This window comes from Atribacteraceae bacterium (assembly GCA_035477455.1).
Lineage (GTDB): Bacteria > Atribacterota > Atribacteria > Atribacterales > Atribacteraceae > DATIKP01.
Map to the genome: position 1 here is coordinate 1 of DATIKP010000033.1, position 18,481 is coordinate 18,481.

The 18,481-nt window shown below is 49.9% G+C and carries 14 protein-coding genes and 1 tRNA gene; 1 reads left to right on the forward strand and 14 read right to left on the reverse strand.

Going from position 1 to position 18,481, the window contains the following annotated elements; all coding sequences use genetic code 11:
• From VLH40_01715 to VLH40_01755, 9 genes are all read right to left on the reverse strand, one after another.
• Positions 1 to 356: kinase/pyrophosphorylase (locus VLH40_01715; GenBank protein HSV30727.1), on the reverse strand; the 356-nt coding region annotated here is incomplete at its 3' end.
• Entirely contained in the window at positions 353 to 2,458 is a 2,106-nt protein-coding gene (gene glyS, locus VLH40_01720) for a glycine--tRNA ligase subunit beta (GenBank protein HSV30728.1), read from the reverse strand. The genes glyS and VLH40_01715, both read right to left, overlap by 4 nt.
• Before the next feature lie 17 nt (positions 2,459 to 2,475).
• Positions 2,476 to 3,345 (reverse strand): glycine--tRNA ligase subunit alpha, encoded by an 870-nt coding sequence (gene glyQ / locus VLH40_01725; protein ID HSV30729.1) that lies wholly within the window; start codon positions 3,343 to 3,345, stop codon positions 2,476 to 2,478.
• Positions 3,346 to 3,969: 624 nt separating this feature from the next.
• Positions 3,970 to 4,734 carry a DNA repair protein RecO gene (gene recO / locus VLH40_01730; protein ID HSV30730.1) on the reverse strand — a complete coding sequence of 255 codons (765 nt, stop codon included), beginning with the start codon at positions 4,732 to 4,734 and terminating at the stop codon, positions 3,970 to 3,972.
• On the reverse strand, positions 4,731 to 5,666 hold the full coding sequence (gene era / locus VLH40_01735; protein ID HSV30731.1) for a GTPase Era: 936 nt from the start codon (positions 5,664 to 5,666) through the stop codon (positions 4,731 to 4,733). The genes recO and era overlap by 4 nt, the downstream gene beginning before the upstream one ends.
• Positions 5,663 to 6,502, reverse strand: coding sequence for a cytidine deaminase (gene cdd, locus VLH40_01740; protein HSV30732.1), 840 nt, complete (start codon positions 6,500 to 6,502; stop codon positions 5,663 to 5,665). Before cdd ends, era begins: the two co-directional genes overlap by 4 nt.
• Before the next feature lie 69 nt (positions 6,503 to 6,571).
• Positions 6,572 to 8,704: an HDIG domain-containing protein gene (locus tag VLH40_01745; GenBank protein HSV30733.1), complete on the reverse strand. Its 2,133-nt coding sequence runs from the start codon at positions 8,702 to 8,704 to the stop codon at positions 6,572 to 6,574.
• On the reverse strand, positions 8,667 to 9,665 hold the full coding sequence (locus VLH40_01750) for a PhoH family protein (GenBank protein HSV30734.1): 999 nt from the start codon (positions 9,663 to 9,665) through the stop codon (positions 8,667 to 8,669). Before VLH40_01750 ends, VLH40_01745 begins: the two co-directional genes overlap by 38 nt.
• A gap of 6 nt (positions 9,666 to 9,671) precedes the next feature.
• Positions 9,672 to 10,133, reverse strand: a complete 462-nt coding sequence (locus VLH40_01755; protein ID HSV30735.1) for a GatB/YqeY domain-containing protein — start codon at positions 10,131 to 10,133, stop codon at positions 9,672 to 9,674.
• An 836-nt stretch (positions 10,134 to 10,969) separates the two neighbouring features.
• Between VLH40_01755 and VLH40_01760 the strand changes: the two genes are divergently transcribed.
• Positions 10,970 to 11,392, forward strand: coding sequence for an Asp23/Gls24 family envelope stress response protein (locus VLH40_01760; protein ID HSV30736.1), 423 nt, complete (start codon positions 10,970 to 10,972; stop codon positions 11,390 to 11,392).
• An 88-nt stretch (positions 11,393 to 11,480) separates the two neighbouring features.
• Here the strand turns inward: VLH40_01760 and VLH40_01765 are convergent, their stop codons facing one another.
• From VLH40_01765 to VLH40_01785, 5 genes are all read right to left on the reverse strand, one after another.
• Entirely contained in the window at positions 11,481 to 12,068 is a 588-nt protein-coding gene (locus tag VLH40_01765; GenBank protein ID HSV30737.1) for a ComEA family DNA-binding protein, read from the reverse strand.
• 41 nt (positions 12,069 to 12,109) lie between these two features.
• The gene (gene leuS / locus VLH40_01770; GenBank protein HSV30738.1) at positions 12,110 to 14,578 is read right to left on the reverse strand and encodes a leucine--tRNA ligase; all 2,469 of its coding nucleotides are present in this window, start codon (positions 14,576 to 14,578) and stop codon (positions 12,110 to 12,112) included.
• Positions 14,579 to 14,735: 157 nt separating this feature from the next.
• Positions 14,736 to 14,811, reverse strand: a tRNA-Ala gene (locus VLH40_01775).
• 88 nt (positions 14,812 to 14,899) lie between these two features.
• Positions 14,900 to 16,927 (reverse strand): [FeFe] hydrogenase, group A, encoded by a 2,028-nt coding sequence (locus VLH40_01780; protein HSV30739.1) that lies wholly within the window; start codon positions 16,925 to 16,927, stop codon positions 14,900 to 14,902.
• Positions 16,908 to 18,481 (reverse strand): NADH-ubiquinone oxidoreductase-F iron-sulfur binding region domain-containing protein (locus VLH40_01785; protein HSV30740.1); only part of this gene is annotated, 1,574 nt, incomplete at its 5' end. The genes VLH40_01780 and VLH40_01785, both read right to left, overlap by 20 nt.

The window sequence follows — 18,481 nt, forward strand, 5'->3', positions numbered from 1 at the left end:
CCCGGTTCACCGCGTGGTTTACGGGAACTGAGCTTTTTGAGAACTCCCACTATCGGACCAAGGAGGTCAACAGCCAGAATATTGCGGCTCAGAGCTTCGGCCATGATCGACTGGGCCAATTCCTCGTTCACGATAGTATAGACGATAATATCTTTTTGGTGCCGTACCATGTCAAAAATACTGAAGACTTCTTCCTTGTTTTTGATGTTGTTAAAACGCAGGACATTGACCCGGGGAAGTTCGAACTGGGCCAAGGCTGCCTCCACAACTGTATGAGCAGTGCGTCCTGTCCCGTCGGAAATCACGAAGATATTGAAGTCGTCACTGATCAGATAATCGTTTGAATTCGGTGTCACTTCTTTCCCTCCGGGAAAACAATTTGGGAAAGATCGGCAAACTGTTTCCAGGTCTGGACGATGGACTGCATCAGCGCCAGACGGTTCTCCCGAATCCGTTGTTCTTCACACATGATCAACACCTCTTCGAAAAACCGGTTCAAGCGGAGCAGTACCGGGCGGAAGCTGATAATAGCTTCTCGATAGTCGCCCTTCATGATCTTCTGAGAAAAAACCCTCTCGAAGGACTGAAGGTCGGCGAAGAGTTCCTTCTCCACCGGTTCCTGGAATAATGACTTATCGATCGGACAACCGCTCGCATATTGACGGCTGATATTGTTCGCCCTGGTGAACCCGGTCACCGCTTCAGCAAGGTAATCTGTTTCCTGGGAGTAAAATTCCTGCAACGCTTTGATTCGCCGTGAAATATCGGCGATATCGTCGCCTGCCGTAGCGAGAACGGCATTAACCAGTGAGTAATGATACCCGTTGTCCAGCAGGAAATACCGTAATCGGTTTACAATAAACTCCTCGATTGAATGAACCAAATCCGGTGAGGAGACCGTAAATCCCTGTTCGGACAAGAGGGCGAGGTTCCGGTTGATCAACTCCCGCAAGGACAGAAACCAGCTTTCATGAAGGCAAATACTGATAATCCCCTGTGCCTGTCTCCGCAGGCCCCCCGGGTCTTCCGAGCCGGTGGGAATCCGACCGATGGAGAAACTGGAGACGATCGTGTCGATTTTGTCGGCCAGCGAGAGGGCGCTGCCAATAGTCGTTTCTGGAAAACGGCCATTCCCGGCCTCCGGTAGATACTGATCCTCCAGGGCCATACACAGTTCCTCCGGCTGACCCTCTAGTTGGAGATAGGCACGGCCCATATATCCCTGAAGTTCAGGAAACTCTTTGACCATTTCACAGGTCAAATCCGCTTTGGCCAAAACCGAGACTTTGTCCAAAAGCGCAGTTTTCTCATCGGTGAAACACAGTTTCGAAGCAAACAAACGGCTCATGCCCCTGATCCGTTGAGTTTTATCCCAGAGCGTTCCCAGATTTTCCTGAAAAAGAACCCCTCTTAGATCTTCCACCCGCTCTGCCAAAGATTTATTCCGATCTTCACTAAAAAAGAAGTTGGCGTCTTCCAAACGAGCCCGTAAAACACGCTCGTTTCCCCGAACAACCAGCCTGGCGCCCCGGGAGGAACGGTTGAGAACGACGAGAAAAAACGGGATCAGCCGTCCAAGGTCATCGACACAGGCAAAATATTTTTGATGGTGCTTCATGACTGTGGTCAGAACCCGGGTGGGCAACTTGAGGTATTTTTCGTCAAAGCGGCAAACAACCGCGTCAGGATATTCTACAAGAAAATTGACCTGTTCGATCAACTCTTCATCCCTCAGCCAGTGTCCCCCGATTGATCGGGCCTCTCGATCCAGGGCTTCCTCGATGCGTTTTCGGCGTATCTGGGGGTTGACGATGACCCTCTTTTCTTCGAGCACCGAAAAATAGTGATCAACGGAATCGATGGCCACAGGTTCCGGCGATAGAAAGCGATGACCCCTGGTCATCCGGGAAGAGGTAACTCCCGCGATATCGAATTCAATCACTCGATCCCCCAATAGAGCCATTATCCAGCGTATCGGACGGATAAACCGGAAATCTCCCTCACCCCAAACCATGGAACGAGGAAATACGAGTGAAGAGATGGTTTCGGGAATCAAGGTAATCAGGATATCCCAAGTTGTCCGACCAATTTCCCAACGGCGTCCAAAAACGTATTCCCCCTTGCCGGCGGGCGCCACGAAAAGATCTTGAAGGTCGATATTTTGCGCTCGGGCAAAAGCCAGGGCTGGAGGTAAAAAATCCCCGGCTTCCGACACCCCTGCTGTCTTGGAAGGTCCCTTGATCTCGGTCACCCGAGGAGTTTGTTCACCGGATACATCCCTGATGAGGCAAACCATCCGGCGCGGTGTTCCCATGATGGCTATTTCCCGGTAGGTGAGGCGGTTTTCAAGCAGAGACTTGGTCATTTTCTGCTGTAATTCTTGAAATGCGGCTCTCATGATGCTGGTGGGCAGTTCTTCCACGCCAATTTCGAGTAAGAATTGCACGGTATCGTCCATTATCTCCCCCCCCGCTTTCACAATAACCAGGGATATCCCATCAATTCTCTTTGCCGGAGATAACAGGCAGCACAGCGATTGGCGAGTTGCCTGATCTTTCCCATGAATTGATTTCTCTCTACCGCGCTGATTTTTCCGCAGGCATCGAGGAGATTGAAGGTGTGGGAACATTTAAGAATATAATCATAGGAGGGGATAACGAGTTCGTGGTCCAGTAACCGAGCCGCTTCTCTTTCGTAGAGCTCAAAGAACTGGAAGAGCCGCTGTGGATCTGCCCGATCAAAGGTGTATTCCGAGTGTTCCCGTTCTTCCTGCCAGCGGATATCCCCATAGCTCAACGTTTCATTCCAGCGTACATGAAATACATTTTCGACCTCCTGTAGGTACATAGCAATCCGTTCCAGGCCGTAGGTGATCTCCACTGCGACTGGCTTGAGATCAAAGCCGCCAGCTTGCTGGAAATAGGTAAACTGGGTAATTTCCATCCCATCCAACCACACCTCCCAACCCAGTCCCCAGGCTCCCAGTGTCGGCGATTCCCAATTGTCTTCCACGAAACGGATATCATGTTCATGAGGATCGATGCCCAGCCGGTATAGGCTGTCGAGATAGACGTCCTGAATATCGGGAGGAGACGGCTTCATGACCACCTGATACTGGTAGTGTTGGTAAAGACGATTGGGATTCTGTCCGTAACGGCCGTCGGCGGGACGACGGGAAGGTTCACAATAGGCGACATTCCAAGGTTCCGGCCCTAACACCCTTAAAAAAGTCGCCGGATTCATAGTGCCAGCTCCGACCTCGATATCGTAAGGTTGCTGAAGAATACATCCTTTCCCTTTCCAATAATCATTTAGGTTAAACAAGATATCTTGAAAGTACATCATCCAGTCTCCAGAGGTAGTTCTGTTTCGATTTTCGGCATCATATCGGACCGTTTCTCCTTATGACCAGTATCCAGTATTTCACACAGCGGAAACGGTCTTCTGGGTAGACTGCACACCTCGTTTTGAGGACATCCTTGAATTTATTGCACCGGACAAAGAAATTGGGTTGTATAGAAGAGATTTTCACAGGCATTTCCGGCATTCACCGGGAGTGCACCAAGAGTTAAATATATCAGTAGTGTTAAGCGGTGTCAACACGGATTGGAAATTGAGGTTCCCATAAAGAGGGCATTTTGTTCACACCTCAACAGGATAGGCGATTACAATAAAGAAACCTTCAGAGACATTATTCCATAAGGAGATATGGTTGATTTTGCTGCAAAAACTCATTTCAGCGAGGCCCCGTTGCCATCAGCCCCGCCTCATCTGGCATTTTCCCGCACGCATCAATGACCACGTCCGGTTGCAGTGATGCTGAAAAGGCCATCCTTGGCCTTTTTGCTGTGGAAATGCGGTGATTTCAGCGGCTGATTTAGGCAACTCAGGCCCAGGCTTCCTTCGTTCTTTTGCAGCAGAATTACTTATTGCAGTAGAATCATGGTTCTATTTAAGTTTACTGAGGGTTTAGACGGGAAAGCGTCGTGAAAAGGAAAACCAGTCCGGAGTCTTTCGTTCCAGGTGATGTCGGTAATAGGCGGCCAACAAGCGGTCCAGATCGAAGAATTGCCGTCTGCTGAAGCGAAGTTTCTGGCATTCTCGGACCGATTGGGACGCTATGCGCTCCAGAATAAGCCTCAAGTCCGGTAGAAAAGGCTCGGTTATCCCGCCTTGCACCGAACAACCCTGGCATACCAGCCCACCGGACTGGACGTTCCAGGAAAACACTTCTCGGCCTTCTTGCCTTCCACACGCCGCACATCGGAAAATATGCGGCCTGATTCCCAGAAAACCCAAAAGATCCACCCGGAATTTCATTAACAGGGTCTGCCAGTTTGAACACTGTGCCAGAAGGGAAAAAATGGCGTGTACTTCCTCATACAATGCAATATCCGGGCTTTCCGGTTCGTAACAGTCGGCGATGAGATTAAGGCAATAACTGACCACCGCCCAGCGGGGTGGGTCGGTCAGGAATTTCCGACATGATGTCCGTATTTCCGCTTGAGTGACGTGCGGCAATCCCCTGCCCCGATACATAAGAATACTGGAAAACGTTCCTGGATCAAGGGCGGTACCGAATCGGCTACCCGATTTTCGAATACCGCGGGCAATGGCACTGATTTTTCCCCGTCTTCGGGTAAATAGAATGACAATACGGTCCTTTTCCCCATAATCGACTGTCCTGATGACCAGACCTTCATCATTCCAATAGCGATCAGGTTCCGGATTCACGGCGTTTGGTAGCCCCATTTCCGCAAAATTTCGATTCGTTTTCGCCAGTTTTTCTCCACCTTCACCCAGAGATCGAGATAGACGCTTTGTCCCAAAAGGTTTTCGATCGTTGCACGAGCTTGTGCGCCGATCCGCTTGATCATTGATCCATTCCGGCCGATGACGATTTTTTTATGCGCTTCGCGCTCGACATAGACAAGGGCCCGGATATACGTTTTTCCGGCTTTTTCCCGGAATTCTTCAATCCTGATCTCGGTTCCGTAAGGAATTTCCTGATAACAGTGAGCCCAGGCACTCTCCCGGATCAGCTCGGCACAGATGTCCCGCTCGGTCAGGTCGGTATAGAAATCGGCATGGTAATAAGGGGGGTGTTCTGGGAGGCGGGAGACAATTTCCAACAGCAGTTCAGCGACGCCCTCTCCGGTCACCGCAGAAACCGGATAAATTCCTTCAAAGGAGACCGTATTTGCCACCCGGGATATAAAAGAACTCCTTGTTTCCAGCCTCAAGGTATCCACTTTGTTGGGAACCAACAGTACCGGAACCCTCTTTAAGAGATCCGGATAGAGGATTACTGACGGTTCTTCCTCTTGAACATCGGGAGCGGTAAGATAAAGAACGATATCGGTGCTGTATAGAGATTGCCTCGTAGAGGTGACAAGAGATTTGCCAAGGACGTCCCGGGGTTCATGAAAACCCGGAGTGTCGAGAAAAACAATCTGATATTCGGAGTGATTCAGAATCCCTTTGACAATCCGTCGGGTAGTTTGTGGCTTTTCGGTGACAATGGAAACTCGGTTTCCCAGAATCCGGTTTAAAAGACTCGACTTTCCCACGTTGGGAAGGCCCAAAAGGGTCACAAAACCGGCTCGGTGAACCGTCTCCGACCAGTCGTTACCGGGTATTCCGTATTCTCCTTTCCGGCTCATCATGTTTCCTCCCGGGAACCGGGTGATCGCTCCCGAAGGCGAAAGGGAAAGGGAAATAGTTCCGCTAGTCCATGAACCTGGTAGTGTCCCAGGGAATTTCCACACAATAGTTCAAGATCGGGACTGAATTCGAAGAGGACCTGTCGGCAGGCACCACAGGGAAAACACAGGTCCGTTTCGTCGGATACAACCGCAAGACGGCGGAAGACCCGGTATCCCTCCGACACGGCCTTGAATAAGGCAACTCGTTCCGCGCAAACGGTGAGAGCCAGCGAGGCATTCTCGACATTGCATCCAGAAAATATTGCACCTTGTGCCTCGAGGGCCGCACCGACCCGAAAACCCGAAGCTGGCACATAGGCTTGATGACGTGCTTCGGTCGCCATTGTCATAAGTTTTTCCCGGACTTCCCGTTCCTGGAATGCGCGAAGCAGGAATTCCTGACGCTCTTCCATCTGCTTACGGGAGGGCAAAGATTGGTCATTGTAGTCCAGAAGATGCAAAAGACCGTGAATCGTAACCCTGAGATACTCCTCCTCAAGGGCGATGCCCTTCTCCAGAGCCTCTTCCCTGATATAGGACGGACACAACACCAGTTCACCCCAGATAGAATCCGGTTCACTATCGCCATACGGAAAGGCAATCACGTCGGTATCCCGATCAATACCAAAAAATTCGTGCTTGAGCTTCCTGATTTCATCACATTGGACCAGGGTAATCTCCAGTTTCCCCTCGATGGAGCGCTCTTCATGACTGAAAACGAATTCAACAAGTTTTTTGAGCCTACCATGTCCGATAAAACGTTCTTTGCCCGTTCTGTTCAAAAAGATGGTCACCATGCTTCACCCCGGTTATCGAATCTCAATAGTCCAGATTCTTCGCCCCGCTTCTCCGGGGCGAACCTATCATCAGGTCGGTATCTCTCGGTTTTCTGGGAGGCTATCGGGTCTTTTACCCTTCGTTACACTCTTTTCCGGATAGGGAATCCGGGCGTGAACCATACCGCTCAAAACAATCAAAAAGGTTCGGGTAATAATGTGAAGGTCTTTCAGGGTCAGGTTCGATTCATCAAGCTGGCCGTCTTTCAAGTACATTTGTAATATGTTGTTCACCACAGTCTCAATCCGGCTGGAAGTCGAACGGGACATGCACCGTGTGGCGGCTTCCACACTGTCAGCCAAAAAGATCAGAACTTCTTCAGGAGTCCGGGGATGAAGTCCGGCATAGCGAAACTGCTCCTCTTGCACCGGATCCCTTCTTTCACGCAAGGCTTTATCGTAAAAAAACCGAATGAGATTCGTTCCGTGATGTCGGGCAATAATTTCCTTGATTTCCTTAGGAAGCCGGTACTGCCGGGCGATATCGATACCGTCTTTGACATGGCTTTGGATGATTAATGAACTGAGGTTTGGAGAAAGTCGGTTATGAATGTTTTTCGCACCAAGTTGGTTTTCAATGAAAAAATACGGTCTTTTCAATTTCCCGATGTCGTGGTAATAAGCTCCGGCTCGGGCCAGCAAAGGATTCGCGCCCACCTCTTCGGCGGCGGCTTCGGCCAGATTGGCGACGACCAGGGAGTGGCTGTAGGTACCCGGTGCTTCCATCATCAGACGTTTTAATAGGGGGTGGGTGGGATTCAACATTTCATAAAGTCGGATATTGGTGGACAGATAGAAGGTATTTTCAAAAAGAGAAATCCCCCCCAAGGCCATCACCGCAGCACCTATCCCTCCCCCAATCCCGAAAAGCGTGTTTGAAAAAGTCGGTAGAAAATTCAGGCTCTCATGGTAACCGAATATGAAACTGACCGCACCATTGGTAAGAGACAAAAAAAATCCTGCGCGAACGAGGCTCTGTCTGTTAATGTTCGGTCCCAGCAGGAGCAAGGGCAACAGTAGGTTGAGATACAGGTAGAATCCCCGCAAATAATCCATCTGCTCTGCCCATATAAGGAGGGGAATAAGGATCAGGCATTCACCCAGAGCAAAAACTCTCCCCATCAAAGTGTGGAGAAGAAGGGGAATGGCGCCCAGCATAATGAAATACCAGGAAAACTGCAAAGTGATGTGTCCAAGAAAAAGAACGCCCAGGACGGACAATATACGGATCAGAAGAAGATTGCTATCGCCAAGGATCGCTGGGGTAAATTTGCGAATGAACAGGAATTCACACAATATTGCCAATCCGATGATCAAGGCCAAGACCGCCAAGTATGCATAATCGAAGCGGTCACCGGTAATATTTAAAGCCTTCAGAATCTCCATGTTTTCTCGGTTGGCGACATCTCCCCGCCGTAAAAGCGTTTGGTCTCTGAGGATCAAGCGCTTGACCGGTTCGACCTCGGACAGGATGCGGGCATGCTCGGCCTCGGTAAGAATCGGATCGATCCGGGCGTTCGGCCGGACAAACCAGATCATCAGAAAGCTGACAACCCGGTTCTCCTCAGGATCAAGCTGCGTCATATCCAGATCGAAAGCCGCTTGACGTAAAATATCCGCGATGTCGTCTTCCCGAATCGGACTGGATACAGATCGTTCATAACCGCTCAGAAATGTCCGGCGGACGAAGAGGTACCGATCTTCGGGCGCCGACGTGAACCATTCATGGATTTGGTCTGTCATCCGGTAGCGGGTGCGGTGCTCTTCGCGAAAACCGTCGGGCAGGGGATCACCACTGCGTATCCTGTCCAAATCCTCGAAAAAACGTTCGATGTCCGCCCTTGACTTATCGAGGATCGCTTGATCGATAATATACACGGGCGGTAAATCCTCCAAGACCCGTTGTTTTCGTTCCTCGGTTCTTTTGACATCAACGATTTCCACGGTTTCCGGAGCCACGATGTCTTGCATAACAACCTGCCCTTCCACGACATGAACCTGGCCAAAGGTTAGTGGTAGCCATAAGACCAGAAAGAGAGCTATTCCATAAACAAAAAAATTTATTTTACGAAAGGCAAAGTACCCGGACAGGATTTGCAGAGAGGGAAAAACCGACAGGGGATTCCTACGATGAAAGTTCGCGGGTTTTTTCGAATTTTTCATAAGCCAGAATGATCTTCTGTACCAGAGGATGGCGAACGACGTCTTTCTCGGTGAGATAGAGAAACCGGATCCCGCCAATATCCCGTAGAATGTCCTGAATGACGACGAGCCCGGACTTCTTTCCGGAAGGAAGGTCAATCTGGGTAATATCGCCGGTTACGACTACTTTTGATCCAAAACCCATTCGGGTGAGAAACATCTTGATTTGCTCGGGTGTCGTATTCTGAGCTTCGTCAAGCACTATGAATGAGTCGTTCAGGGTTCTGCCCCGCATATAGGCCAAGGGTGCCACTTCAATAATCCCCCGTTCACAGTACCGGTGAAACCGTTCGGGGGAGAGCATTTCATACAAGGCATCATATAACGGCCTGAGGTATGGTTCGATTTTCTCCTTCAAATCTCCGGGTAAATACCCCAGGCTCTCCCCTGCTTCGACCGCAGGCCGGACCAAAACGATTCGGCTGACATCTTTTTTCTGGAGAGCAGCACAAGCCATGGCCATCGCCAAATAGGTCTTTCCCGTACCGGCTGGGCCGATACAGAAAACAATATCCGACTCGGATACCGCCCGCAGGTATTCTCGTTGACCCTTGGTTTTTGAACGGATTTTCTTATTGTATTCGGTAATCAAGAGGGCCTGGTTGGTGATATCGTTCCACCACGCATCCTGGGTTTCCTGGTAAGTGCGGGCCATTTTACGCAAATCGTTGGGGTTAAGCGTCGATTCTCTTTCCAAAAAGGGGATTATTTCCTCAATAAATTCCTTGGCCAGAGAAACCCCGGTATTCCCTTCTTTTCCCTGGACCACCAGTTCGCCTTCATTTAGATCAATATGAACGTCAAAAACATCCTCAATAATCTGGACATTGATGTCCAGACTGCCAAAGAGGCTCCTGAGCCTTGCAGGATCGGTGAACTGAAAGCGGTATTCATTTTGTCCTGATCGAACACAGGCAAACAATCTGGATTATCTCTTCCTTTCCAGTGCCTGGCGAAGTATCTCAGAAACAAGCTTTCCATCAGCCCGTCCTTCCGTATCAGCAATCACACGTTTCATAATCGGACCGAACGCTGGTTCGCCATCCCAGGAAGCAAGCAGGCCATCAATAATTTCTTCAATTTCCCGAGAGTCGAGTGCTTGGGGGAGATAAGTCTCCAGGATACCGATTTCCTGCATCGCCGATCCGACCAGATCCTCACGATGTCCCTTCCGGTAATATTCTATCGCTTCTTTACGCTTCTTGATTTCCCGTCTCAAAATCGTCTCTATTTCCGCTTTATTGAGGTCGCTTCGTTTGGCGATTTCCTCGTTTTTCAACTCGGAGAGCACCAATCGCAAGGTATTTAATTTAATTTTATTTTTTTCTTTCAGTGCCACCTTCGTATCATGAAGAAGTTTTTCCTTCGTACCGGGGAGCGGAGTGTTCATTTCTTTTTCTTCCGCCGGGCTGCCTGAGCGGCTTTTTTTCTCCTCTTCTCACTGGGTTTTTCATAATATTCCCGACGGCGTATTTCAGAAATGATACCGTTTCTTTGACATTTTCTCTTAAACCTCCGCAAGGCCTCATCAATGTTTTCTCCCTGGCCGAGCTTTATTTCGGTCACTCCAATTCCCCCTTATCAGAACTCAAAGTAGAAACATTATATGGAATTACCAGAATAGTGTCAACGAACCCATTTTATTTAGATTTTTTATGTGAGGCTAAGAACGAAAACGCAAACAGCGAAGTAATCGTGACGGACTGTTCAAGCTGTGGTACACTGAAAGCAATAGAGAACTCCAGGCGCCGGAGTGAAGACAGTATGCAGAAGGCTCAAGGAAGAACGAGACACAGGTCTGAGGGAAAAAACCGGGAATACCCTTCCACCATGCGTTTCCCGCGTTTACACATTAAAAGCTTGATTTTGCTGCAAAAACTCATTTCAGCGAGGCCCCGTTGCCATCAGCCCCGCCTCATCTGGCATTTTCTCACACGCATCCAGACCACGTCTGGTTGCAGTGATGCTGAAAAGGCCGTCCCTGGCCTTTTTACTGCGAAAATGCGGTGGTTTCGGCGGCTGATTCAGGCAGCTCAGGCCCGGGCTTCCTTCGTTCTTTTGCAGCAAAATTACTTATTGCAGTAGAAGCAAGCTTATGCTTATATACAGTATATTTGTAAAAGAATCAACCTGTCGACAGGATCAACGGCAATAAACATGAATACTGAGGGTAAGATGAAGTGAGGAAGAGTTTCTAATATGTGTTTACAAAGGAGATAGCCAATCGTGAACGATCAAATCAAAAGTCTATCCAACGGCAATTCCAAAGACTATGAGTCTGACAACTCGGAAAAAATGGGAGAAATCAGTATTGCTCCCGATATTATCGCCACGTTGACCGCCATCACCACCATGAAAGTACCCGGGGTGACCGGCATGGCTGGCGGCGTCTCTTCAGCCACCTTGAGTAACATCATGGGGAAAAGAGAGTTAAATAAGGGTGTTAAGGTAGATATCAAAGAGAAGGTGGTCACCCTTGACGTCTCGGTCGTGTTGGATATCGACTCGTCCCTGATCGAAGTTGCCCGAAATATTCAATCGGAAGTTAAAAGCGTCATTGAGTCCAAAACCGGCATGTCGGTTGCCCGCATCGACATCAACGTACGGGAAGTGTCTTACCGGGAAAAAGAAGATGTTCCGGATAATTGAGAAGAGACGGGTTTGTGTTAAAAATGTCGGTATTGCTTATATAGAGAGGCGCACCACGTTTTGACTGCAACGTCATGCGTACTGATAATTAGAAAGTAATCTGGTTGCGGATGTCCTCGAGTCTTTTTTCGCCGATCCCAGGGACAGCCAATAGGTCTTCCGGGCGGGAAAAGGCCCCATGCTCCTGACGATAAGCGATAATCCGCGATGCGATAACCTTACCAATCCCGGGTAAAGACTGAAGTTCGTCGGCCGAGGCACTGTTGACGTTAACCAGTATGTCGCTTCCGGCCGATCTCTCCATGCTCAGGCTATTCGGGATGAAGTGATCGAGATTGCTGAACGAGTGGTCAGGAACTTCGGGGATCCGGGGTACCGATATTCGCTGACCATCATAAAGAGGAGCGGCCAAATTCAGATCCAATAGGGCGGCTTCTTCAGTCGCCCCTCCAGCCGTTTCGACCAGCTCATACAAGCGGGTCCCTTCCGGTACCCGGTAAACACCCGGGTTCTGAATCGCCCCTTGGATTTGAACAACTAATTCACCCGGGGTACCCTTGCCTTCCGGTATGGTCAATGAAGGCGATGTGCTCCGCTGGTACAAAATAAAAAGAGACAGAGCCAAAACGCCTCCCAGCACAAGTAATACCAGTTTTTCCTGACGGCTGAAATCCATAGGTTATTTCCTTTATTAAAACCAGGCCATCCGGTGGTAGCCTAACGTAAAACAAGATTCAAAAGCTTATCAGGAACATAAACCACTTTTGCTACTGCTTTGCCTTCCAGCCAACCATTCACTTTTTCTACCTTCAGCGCACGCCTCATTGCTTCGTTCTGATCGGTGCCCCGGGAAAGCAGAATTTTACTGCGAACCTTGCCATTGATCTGCACGATAATCTCGACCTGGTCTTCGAGCATTTTCTCCCGGTCATAGACTGGCCATGGTTCAAGGGTCAGCAGAGTTTTCTTCCCCAATTTTTCCCAGAGTTCCTCCGTAATATGTGGTGCAATCGGATTAAAAAGAGACAACAAGGCTTGAACTGCGCTACGCAAATATCCGGCTTCCTCCAATGTTGCTCCTTTTTCGCCAAGGAAACGGGTGTAGGCGGTGATTTCATTCAAAAATTCCATACAGGAGCTGATCACTGTATTGAAGTGAAAACGATCCCTGATATCATTGGTTACCTTGTAAACTGTCCGGTGACGTAAACGCTCTATCTGTTCGGTCCGTAGAGAATCAGTCGTTTGTCCGGGGACCTCCGACACGCTCAAGGCTTCAAGAATCCCTTTCCAGAACCGGTTCAAAAACCGAAAAGAGCCTTCCAGCCCTCTTTCAGACCACTCCATATCCAATTCAGGGGGGCCGGCAAAGAGAATAAAGGTCCGGATCGTATCTACACCATAGCGTTGGATTATTTCCCGGGGACTGACCGTGTTCCTCCGGGATTTTGACATCTTCGCTCCATCCTTGTTGACCATCCCCTGAGCGAAAAGGTTGGTGAAAGGCTCCCGGAATCCAACCATCCCCATATCGTAGAGAACTTTAGTCAGAAAGCGAGAATAGAGAAGGTGGAGTATGGCATGTTCCACACCGCCAATGTATTGATCGACCGGCATCCAGTAGTCAATATCCTGACGGTCGAAGGGTTTATCAGACTCGGTTGGGGAACAATACCGTAGAAAGTACCAGGAGGAACATACAAAGGTATCCATGGTATCCGTTTCTCTTCGGGCTGGACCCCCACAATCCGGACAAACGGTATTGACGAATTTGGCCGAGCGGGCCAGTGGTGAAGGCCCCCCGGGAAGAAAATCAACATCCTCGGGTAGAAGTATCGGAAGCTCTTCCTCGGGAACCGCCCGTTCTCCAAAGCAATCACAATAGATTATGGGTATCGGCGCTCCCCAGTAGCGCTGTCTAGAAATCAGCCAGTCCCTGAGCCGGTAGGTTACGGCCCCCTTTCCCCATCCCTTTCTTTCGAGAAGAGCGATAATCCTTTTTTCTCCTTGATCGGACGGAATACCGTCAAAAGGTCCGGAATTGATCATTATTCCTGGTTCGGAATAGCATTGGCCTGCCCAGTCTCCATCAGGCGGCTGGATAACCGGTATGATCGGAAGGCCGTACTTAACGGCAAATTGATAATCACGTTCGTCATGCGCAGGTACCGCCATAACTGCTCCGGTGCCGTATTCAGCCAAGACATAATCGGCTATCCAGATTGGAATTCGTTCACCGGTCACTTGATTCAATATCTCCTGGCCGATGGCGATTCCTTCTTTTTCGGTGGTATCCGAAGTCCGCTCAATCTCGGTTTTTCGGGATATGCGCTCCCGAAAAACGGCGACTCTTTCGGTATAGGGGGTTCCGGCAACCAACTCATCCACCAGGGGATGCTCGGGAGCAAGGATAAAAAAGGTTGCACCGTATACGGTATCGGGGCGGGTGGTGAAAACAGTGATTTTTTCCCGACGTTCGGGCAAGAGAAAATCGATCTCCGCTCCCTCGCTTTTTCCAATCCAATTCTTTTGCATGGTCAAAACCCGGTCCGGCCAATTTCCCAGGAACTTCATATCATCTAGCAGAGCTTCTGCGTAATCGGTAATCCGAAGATACCACTGCTCAAGACTTTTTTTGTCCACGGCTTCTCCGCACCGTTCACACGTGCCCTCAATAACCTGTTCATTGGCCAAAACTGTGGCACACGACGGGCACCAATTCACCAAACCTTTCTTTTTATAAGCTAAGCCCCGATGGTAAAGCTTCAGAAACAACCATTGAGTAAAACGGTAATAATCCGGTTCACAGGTAATAATCTCCCGGCGCCAGTCATAGCTGATCCCGAGTTGTTTTAAAACGTCCCTCATTCGTTCGATTTTTTCATGGGTCCAGATCGAGGGATGAGTTCCGTTCTGAATCGCGGCGTTTTCCGCGGGCAAGCCAAAAGAGTCAAAACCCATAGGATGCAAAACCTGAAATCCCAACCGGGAAAAATAACGGGAAACCACATCACCAATGACATAATTTTTCACATGGCCCATGTGGGGATCGCCAGAGGGATAGGGGAACATTTCCAGCACATAATATTTCCGCTTTTCGGGATTGCGTTCTACCTCAAAGATCCTATCGTTAACCCAGCGTGTTTGCCATTTTCTTTCTATATCTGAAAAAACATACTGGTCCACCAGCGGAAACCTCCCCTATCAATAAGGAAGAAACGTCTTAATTGAGATGCCAGACAGAACGTTCCTGTTTTTCGATGGTTGTGTCCGTGCCGAAGCAAAACAATAATCCCCACTATAATATTAAAAAAGCCCGCCCAAGAGGGCGAGCTTTCGATACTGGTGGAGCTGACGGGATTTGAACCCGTGACCTCCTCCACGCCAAGGAGGCGCGCTCCCAACTGCGCCACAGCCCCGTATTTCATATGAATGCCCTTTAATTATATATAAAAGAAACAAGGGCGTCAATTACTCATGACCGAAAAAAAGCTTATTTCAAAGAAATCAGAGTTTGGCCATAACCGCCGTTTCGAAAATTTCCCGGAGGTTCTCTCCCGATACACCGGTCAGCACCTCGTCATTCACCCGGATATTCGGTCCTTCCGAGCAGTGTTCCAGGCAAAATGTAGCGTCAATGGACACCCGGTCCTCCACTCCAAGTTCCCGGGCCAGTTGAACCAGGGCTTGCAGGATATTATACGAACCCTTCAGGTAACAACTGGTCCCCACGCAGACAGCGATATCCACCTTTTGAGTTTCCCTGGCTACCTGAATCCTCATATCTTCCCGGCTGATCCGCCGTTTCGAAGTATAGGAGGTGTGCAGATGATGTTCGGCCACTTCGCTGTTTGGTTCTTTGAGCCATCTCTCGTAGAGAAACTTAATTGCCGGATTGTCCTGGGCCTTACGGATGGTACTCATCCGGTCGGCGTTGTAGAGCCCCTGCGCTCTCTTGCGGATAATTTCCGCCCGGTCGGGATAGGCCAGCGGCATTCCACCACCTCCGATACATCCATAAGGGCAATTCATCACTTCAACCAAGTCATAGGATCGTTTTCCTTCACGAATATCGGTTATCAGGCGTTGGGCATTGGCCAGACCATGGACAACGGCGACCCGGACTGTCCGACCGTCAAAGTCCACCGCCGTTTCCCGGACCGCCTCCTCACCCCGCACTCCTTGAAATTCAATTTCCTTGAGCTCGTGCCCGGTTAAACGTTCATACGCATAGCGAAGTACCGCTTCGGCGACTCCACCGGTTACCCCGTAAATGACCCCCGCCCCAGTTCCTAATCCCAGGGGACCATCAAATGGCACCGGTTCCAGTTCCCGGAAATCGATACTGGCCGATTTGATCATCTTGATGATTTCCTGAGCGGTCATCACGATGTCGACATCGGGATGACCTTCGGTAGTGAACTCGGGTCGCCGGGCCTCGTATTTTTTGGAGGTGCAGGGCATGATCGAAATAGAGATAATCCGATCAATAGGTACATTCTCAAGTTTGGTCACGAAATTCTTTATCGTTGCTCCAAACATCTGCTGAGGGGAACGAGCCGATGAGAGGTTTTTCAAATAGAAGGGGTAGTTTCGTTCGGCATAAATCACCCATGAAGGACAGCAGGAAGTGAAATGTGGAAGTGGCCCACCCTTTTGTAAGCGCTTGAAGAATTCTTCCGCCTCTTCGAGAGTTGTCAGGTCGGCGCTAAACGACGTATCGTACACCCGGTTAAAACCGATTTTTTTCAGGGCGGATACGATTTTTCCGGTGGTTATTTCGCCCGGAGGAAGTCCGAAGGCTTCTCCCACAGCGACCCTGACGGCTGGAGCGATCTGGGCCACGACGAATTTTTCCGGATCGAGGACTGCCTGCCAGGCGTTCCCCACCTCACTCCTCACGATTATGGCTGCCGTCGGACACCGCAAAGAACACTGGCCGCAGAATACGCATTCCACCTCGTTCAAACCCTTGCCAAAGGCTGGCTCCGCCAATGCCCGCGACCCCCGATGGGAGAAATCGTAAACACCGATCCCTTCGATCTCCTGACAGGTTCGGACACAATCACCACAGAGGATGCATTTGTTTGGATCTCTGACCAAGGAATAAGAAGACAGGTCTTTTTCAACCATTTCCTGCTTGACACCGAAACGGACTTCATCAATCCCCATACGGGAAGACATTTCCTGAAGGCGGCAATCCAGATTCCGCTCGCACGTGGTGCAATCCCGGTTGTGGTTAGCCAGAAAAAACTCGATATTCATTTTCCTGGCCTGCATGATCCGCGGGGAATTGGTCCGAATCAGCATCCCTGGTTCCGGTGGCGTGGAACAGGCAGGCATCAGGCCCCTTCCCTCCACCTCAACCAAACACATACGACAGGCACCATAGACGCTCAACTCTGAATGATAACAAAACGTGGGGATATCGATATTTATTTTCCGAGCAATTTGCAGGATGTTCTTCTCGTCTTTAAGAGAGAACTCCTGGCCGTCTATGGTTAATGCTTTCTTCTCAAGCTTTCTCTCGTCCATTGTTCTTCGACCTCCAATTCACCAAAACAGCATCGAATGGACACACTTCAAAACAGGATCCGCACTTGATACAGGATTCCTGATCGATAAGATATGGCACTTTCGGCCGACCGGCGATACAGTCTACCGGACAAACCCGGGCACACTTACCACAGGACCGACATTTCTCAAGATCAATGAGGTATTCACGCATCGCCTGACATGCGTGGGCGGGACAGACTTGGTCGAGCACATGGGCCATATATTCATCCTGAAAATATTTCAAAGTAGTTAAAACCGGATTAGGAGCGGTTTTTCCCAAACCGCACAGCGAAGCGTCCTTGATCACATTAGCCGCTTCTTCGAGTAAGACCAGTTCCCGGGCCTTGGAACGGCCATCCACGATTTTTTGCAAAATACCGAGCATATGCTTAGTCCCTTCCCGGCATGGAACACACTTTCCACACGACTCATTCTGGGTGAAGGTCATAAAATACTTGGCCAGCTCAACTACACAGGTGTCCTCGTCAACGACCACGAGACCCCCTGAACCCATAATCGCACCGGCGGCGCAAAGCGAATCGTAATCAACCGAGAGATCCAGGTGCTGTTCGGTGAGGCAACCGCCGGACGGACCGCCGATCTGAACGGCTTTGAATTTTTTACCACCCTGCACACCGCCGCCCACATCAAACACCAGCTCCCGTAGGGTTATTCCCATCGGAACTTCCGTTAATCCGGTATTGACTATTTTTCCGGACAGAGCAAAAGTTTTGGTTCCCGGACTGGTTGCTGTTCCGAAAGTACGGAACCATTCCGCTCCTTTTAAAAGAATAGCCGGAACGTTGGCCAGGGTTTCAACGTTATTGATAATGGTCGGTTTACCGAATAGTCCTTTATGGGCCGGGAAAGGAGGACGGGGGCTAGGCATGCCCCGCTTGCCTTCGATAGAGGCCAAAAGTGCGGTTTCTTCACCGCACACGAAAGCGCCAGCTCCTTCTTTAATGTTGATCCGGAAGGAAAAGCCGCTTTCCAGGATATTCTCACCCAATAGACCAGCCTCCCGAGCATCCTGTATGGCTTTTTTCAGGCGTTTCACAGCCAAGGGATACTCGGCCCGTACATAGATATACCCCTCGGATGCTCCAATCGCGTATCCGGCCAAGACCATCCCTTCCAGGACTGAATGCGGATCTCCCTCGGCCACGCTACGATCCATGAACGCACCCGGGTCCCCTTCATCGGCATTGCAGACTACATACTTATTGTCCGCTTTGACCACTCGGGCAAACTGCCATTTCCGGCCAGCCGGGAATCCGCCCCCTCCCCGACCCCGCAAACCTGATTTCATGATCGTCCCGATCACCTCATCGGGAGTCATCGTCGTGATAGCATCGGCCAGAGCCTGGTATCCATCCCGCTTGATGTATTCATCCATTTTTTCCGGATCGATGTAGCCACAGTTTCGTAAAACAATCTTCACTTGCTTTCGGTAAAAAGGGATGTCTTTCATCAGGGGCCATCGGCGGGTGTTATGTCCTTCTCCCTCCGTATAGACCAACTCGTCAACGATTT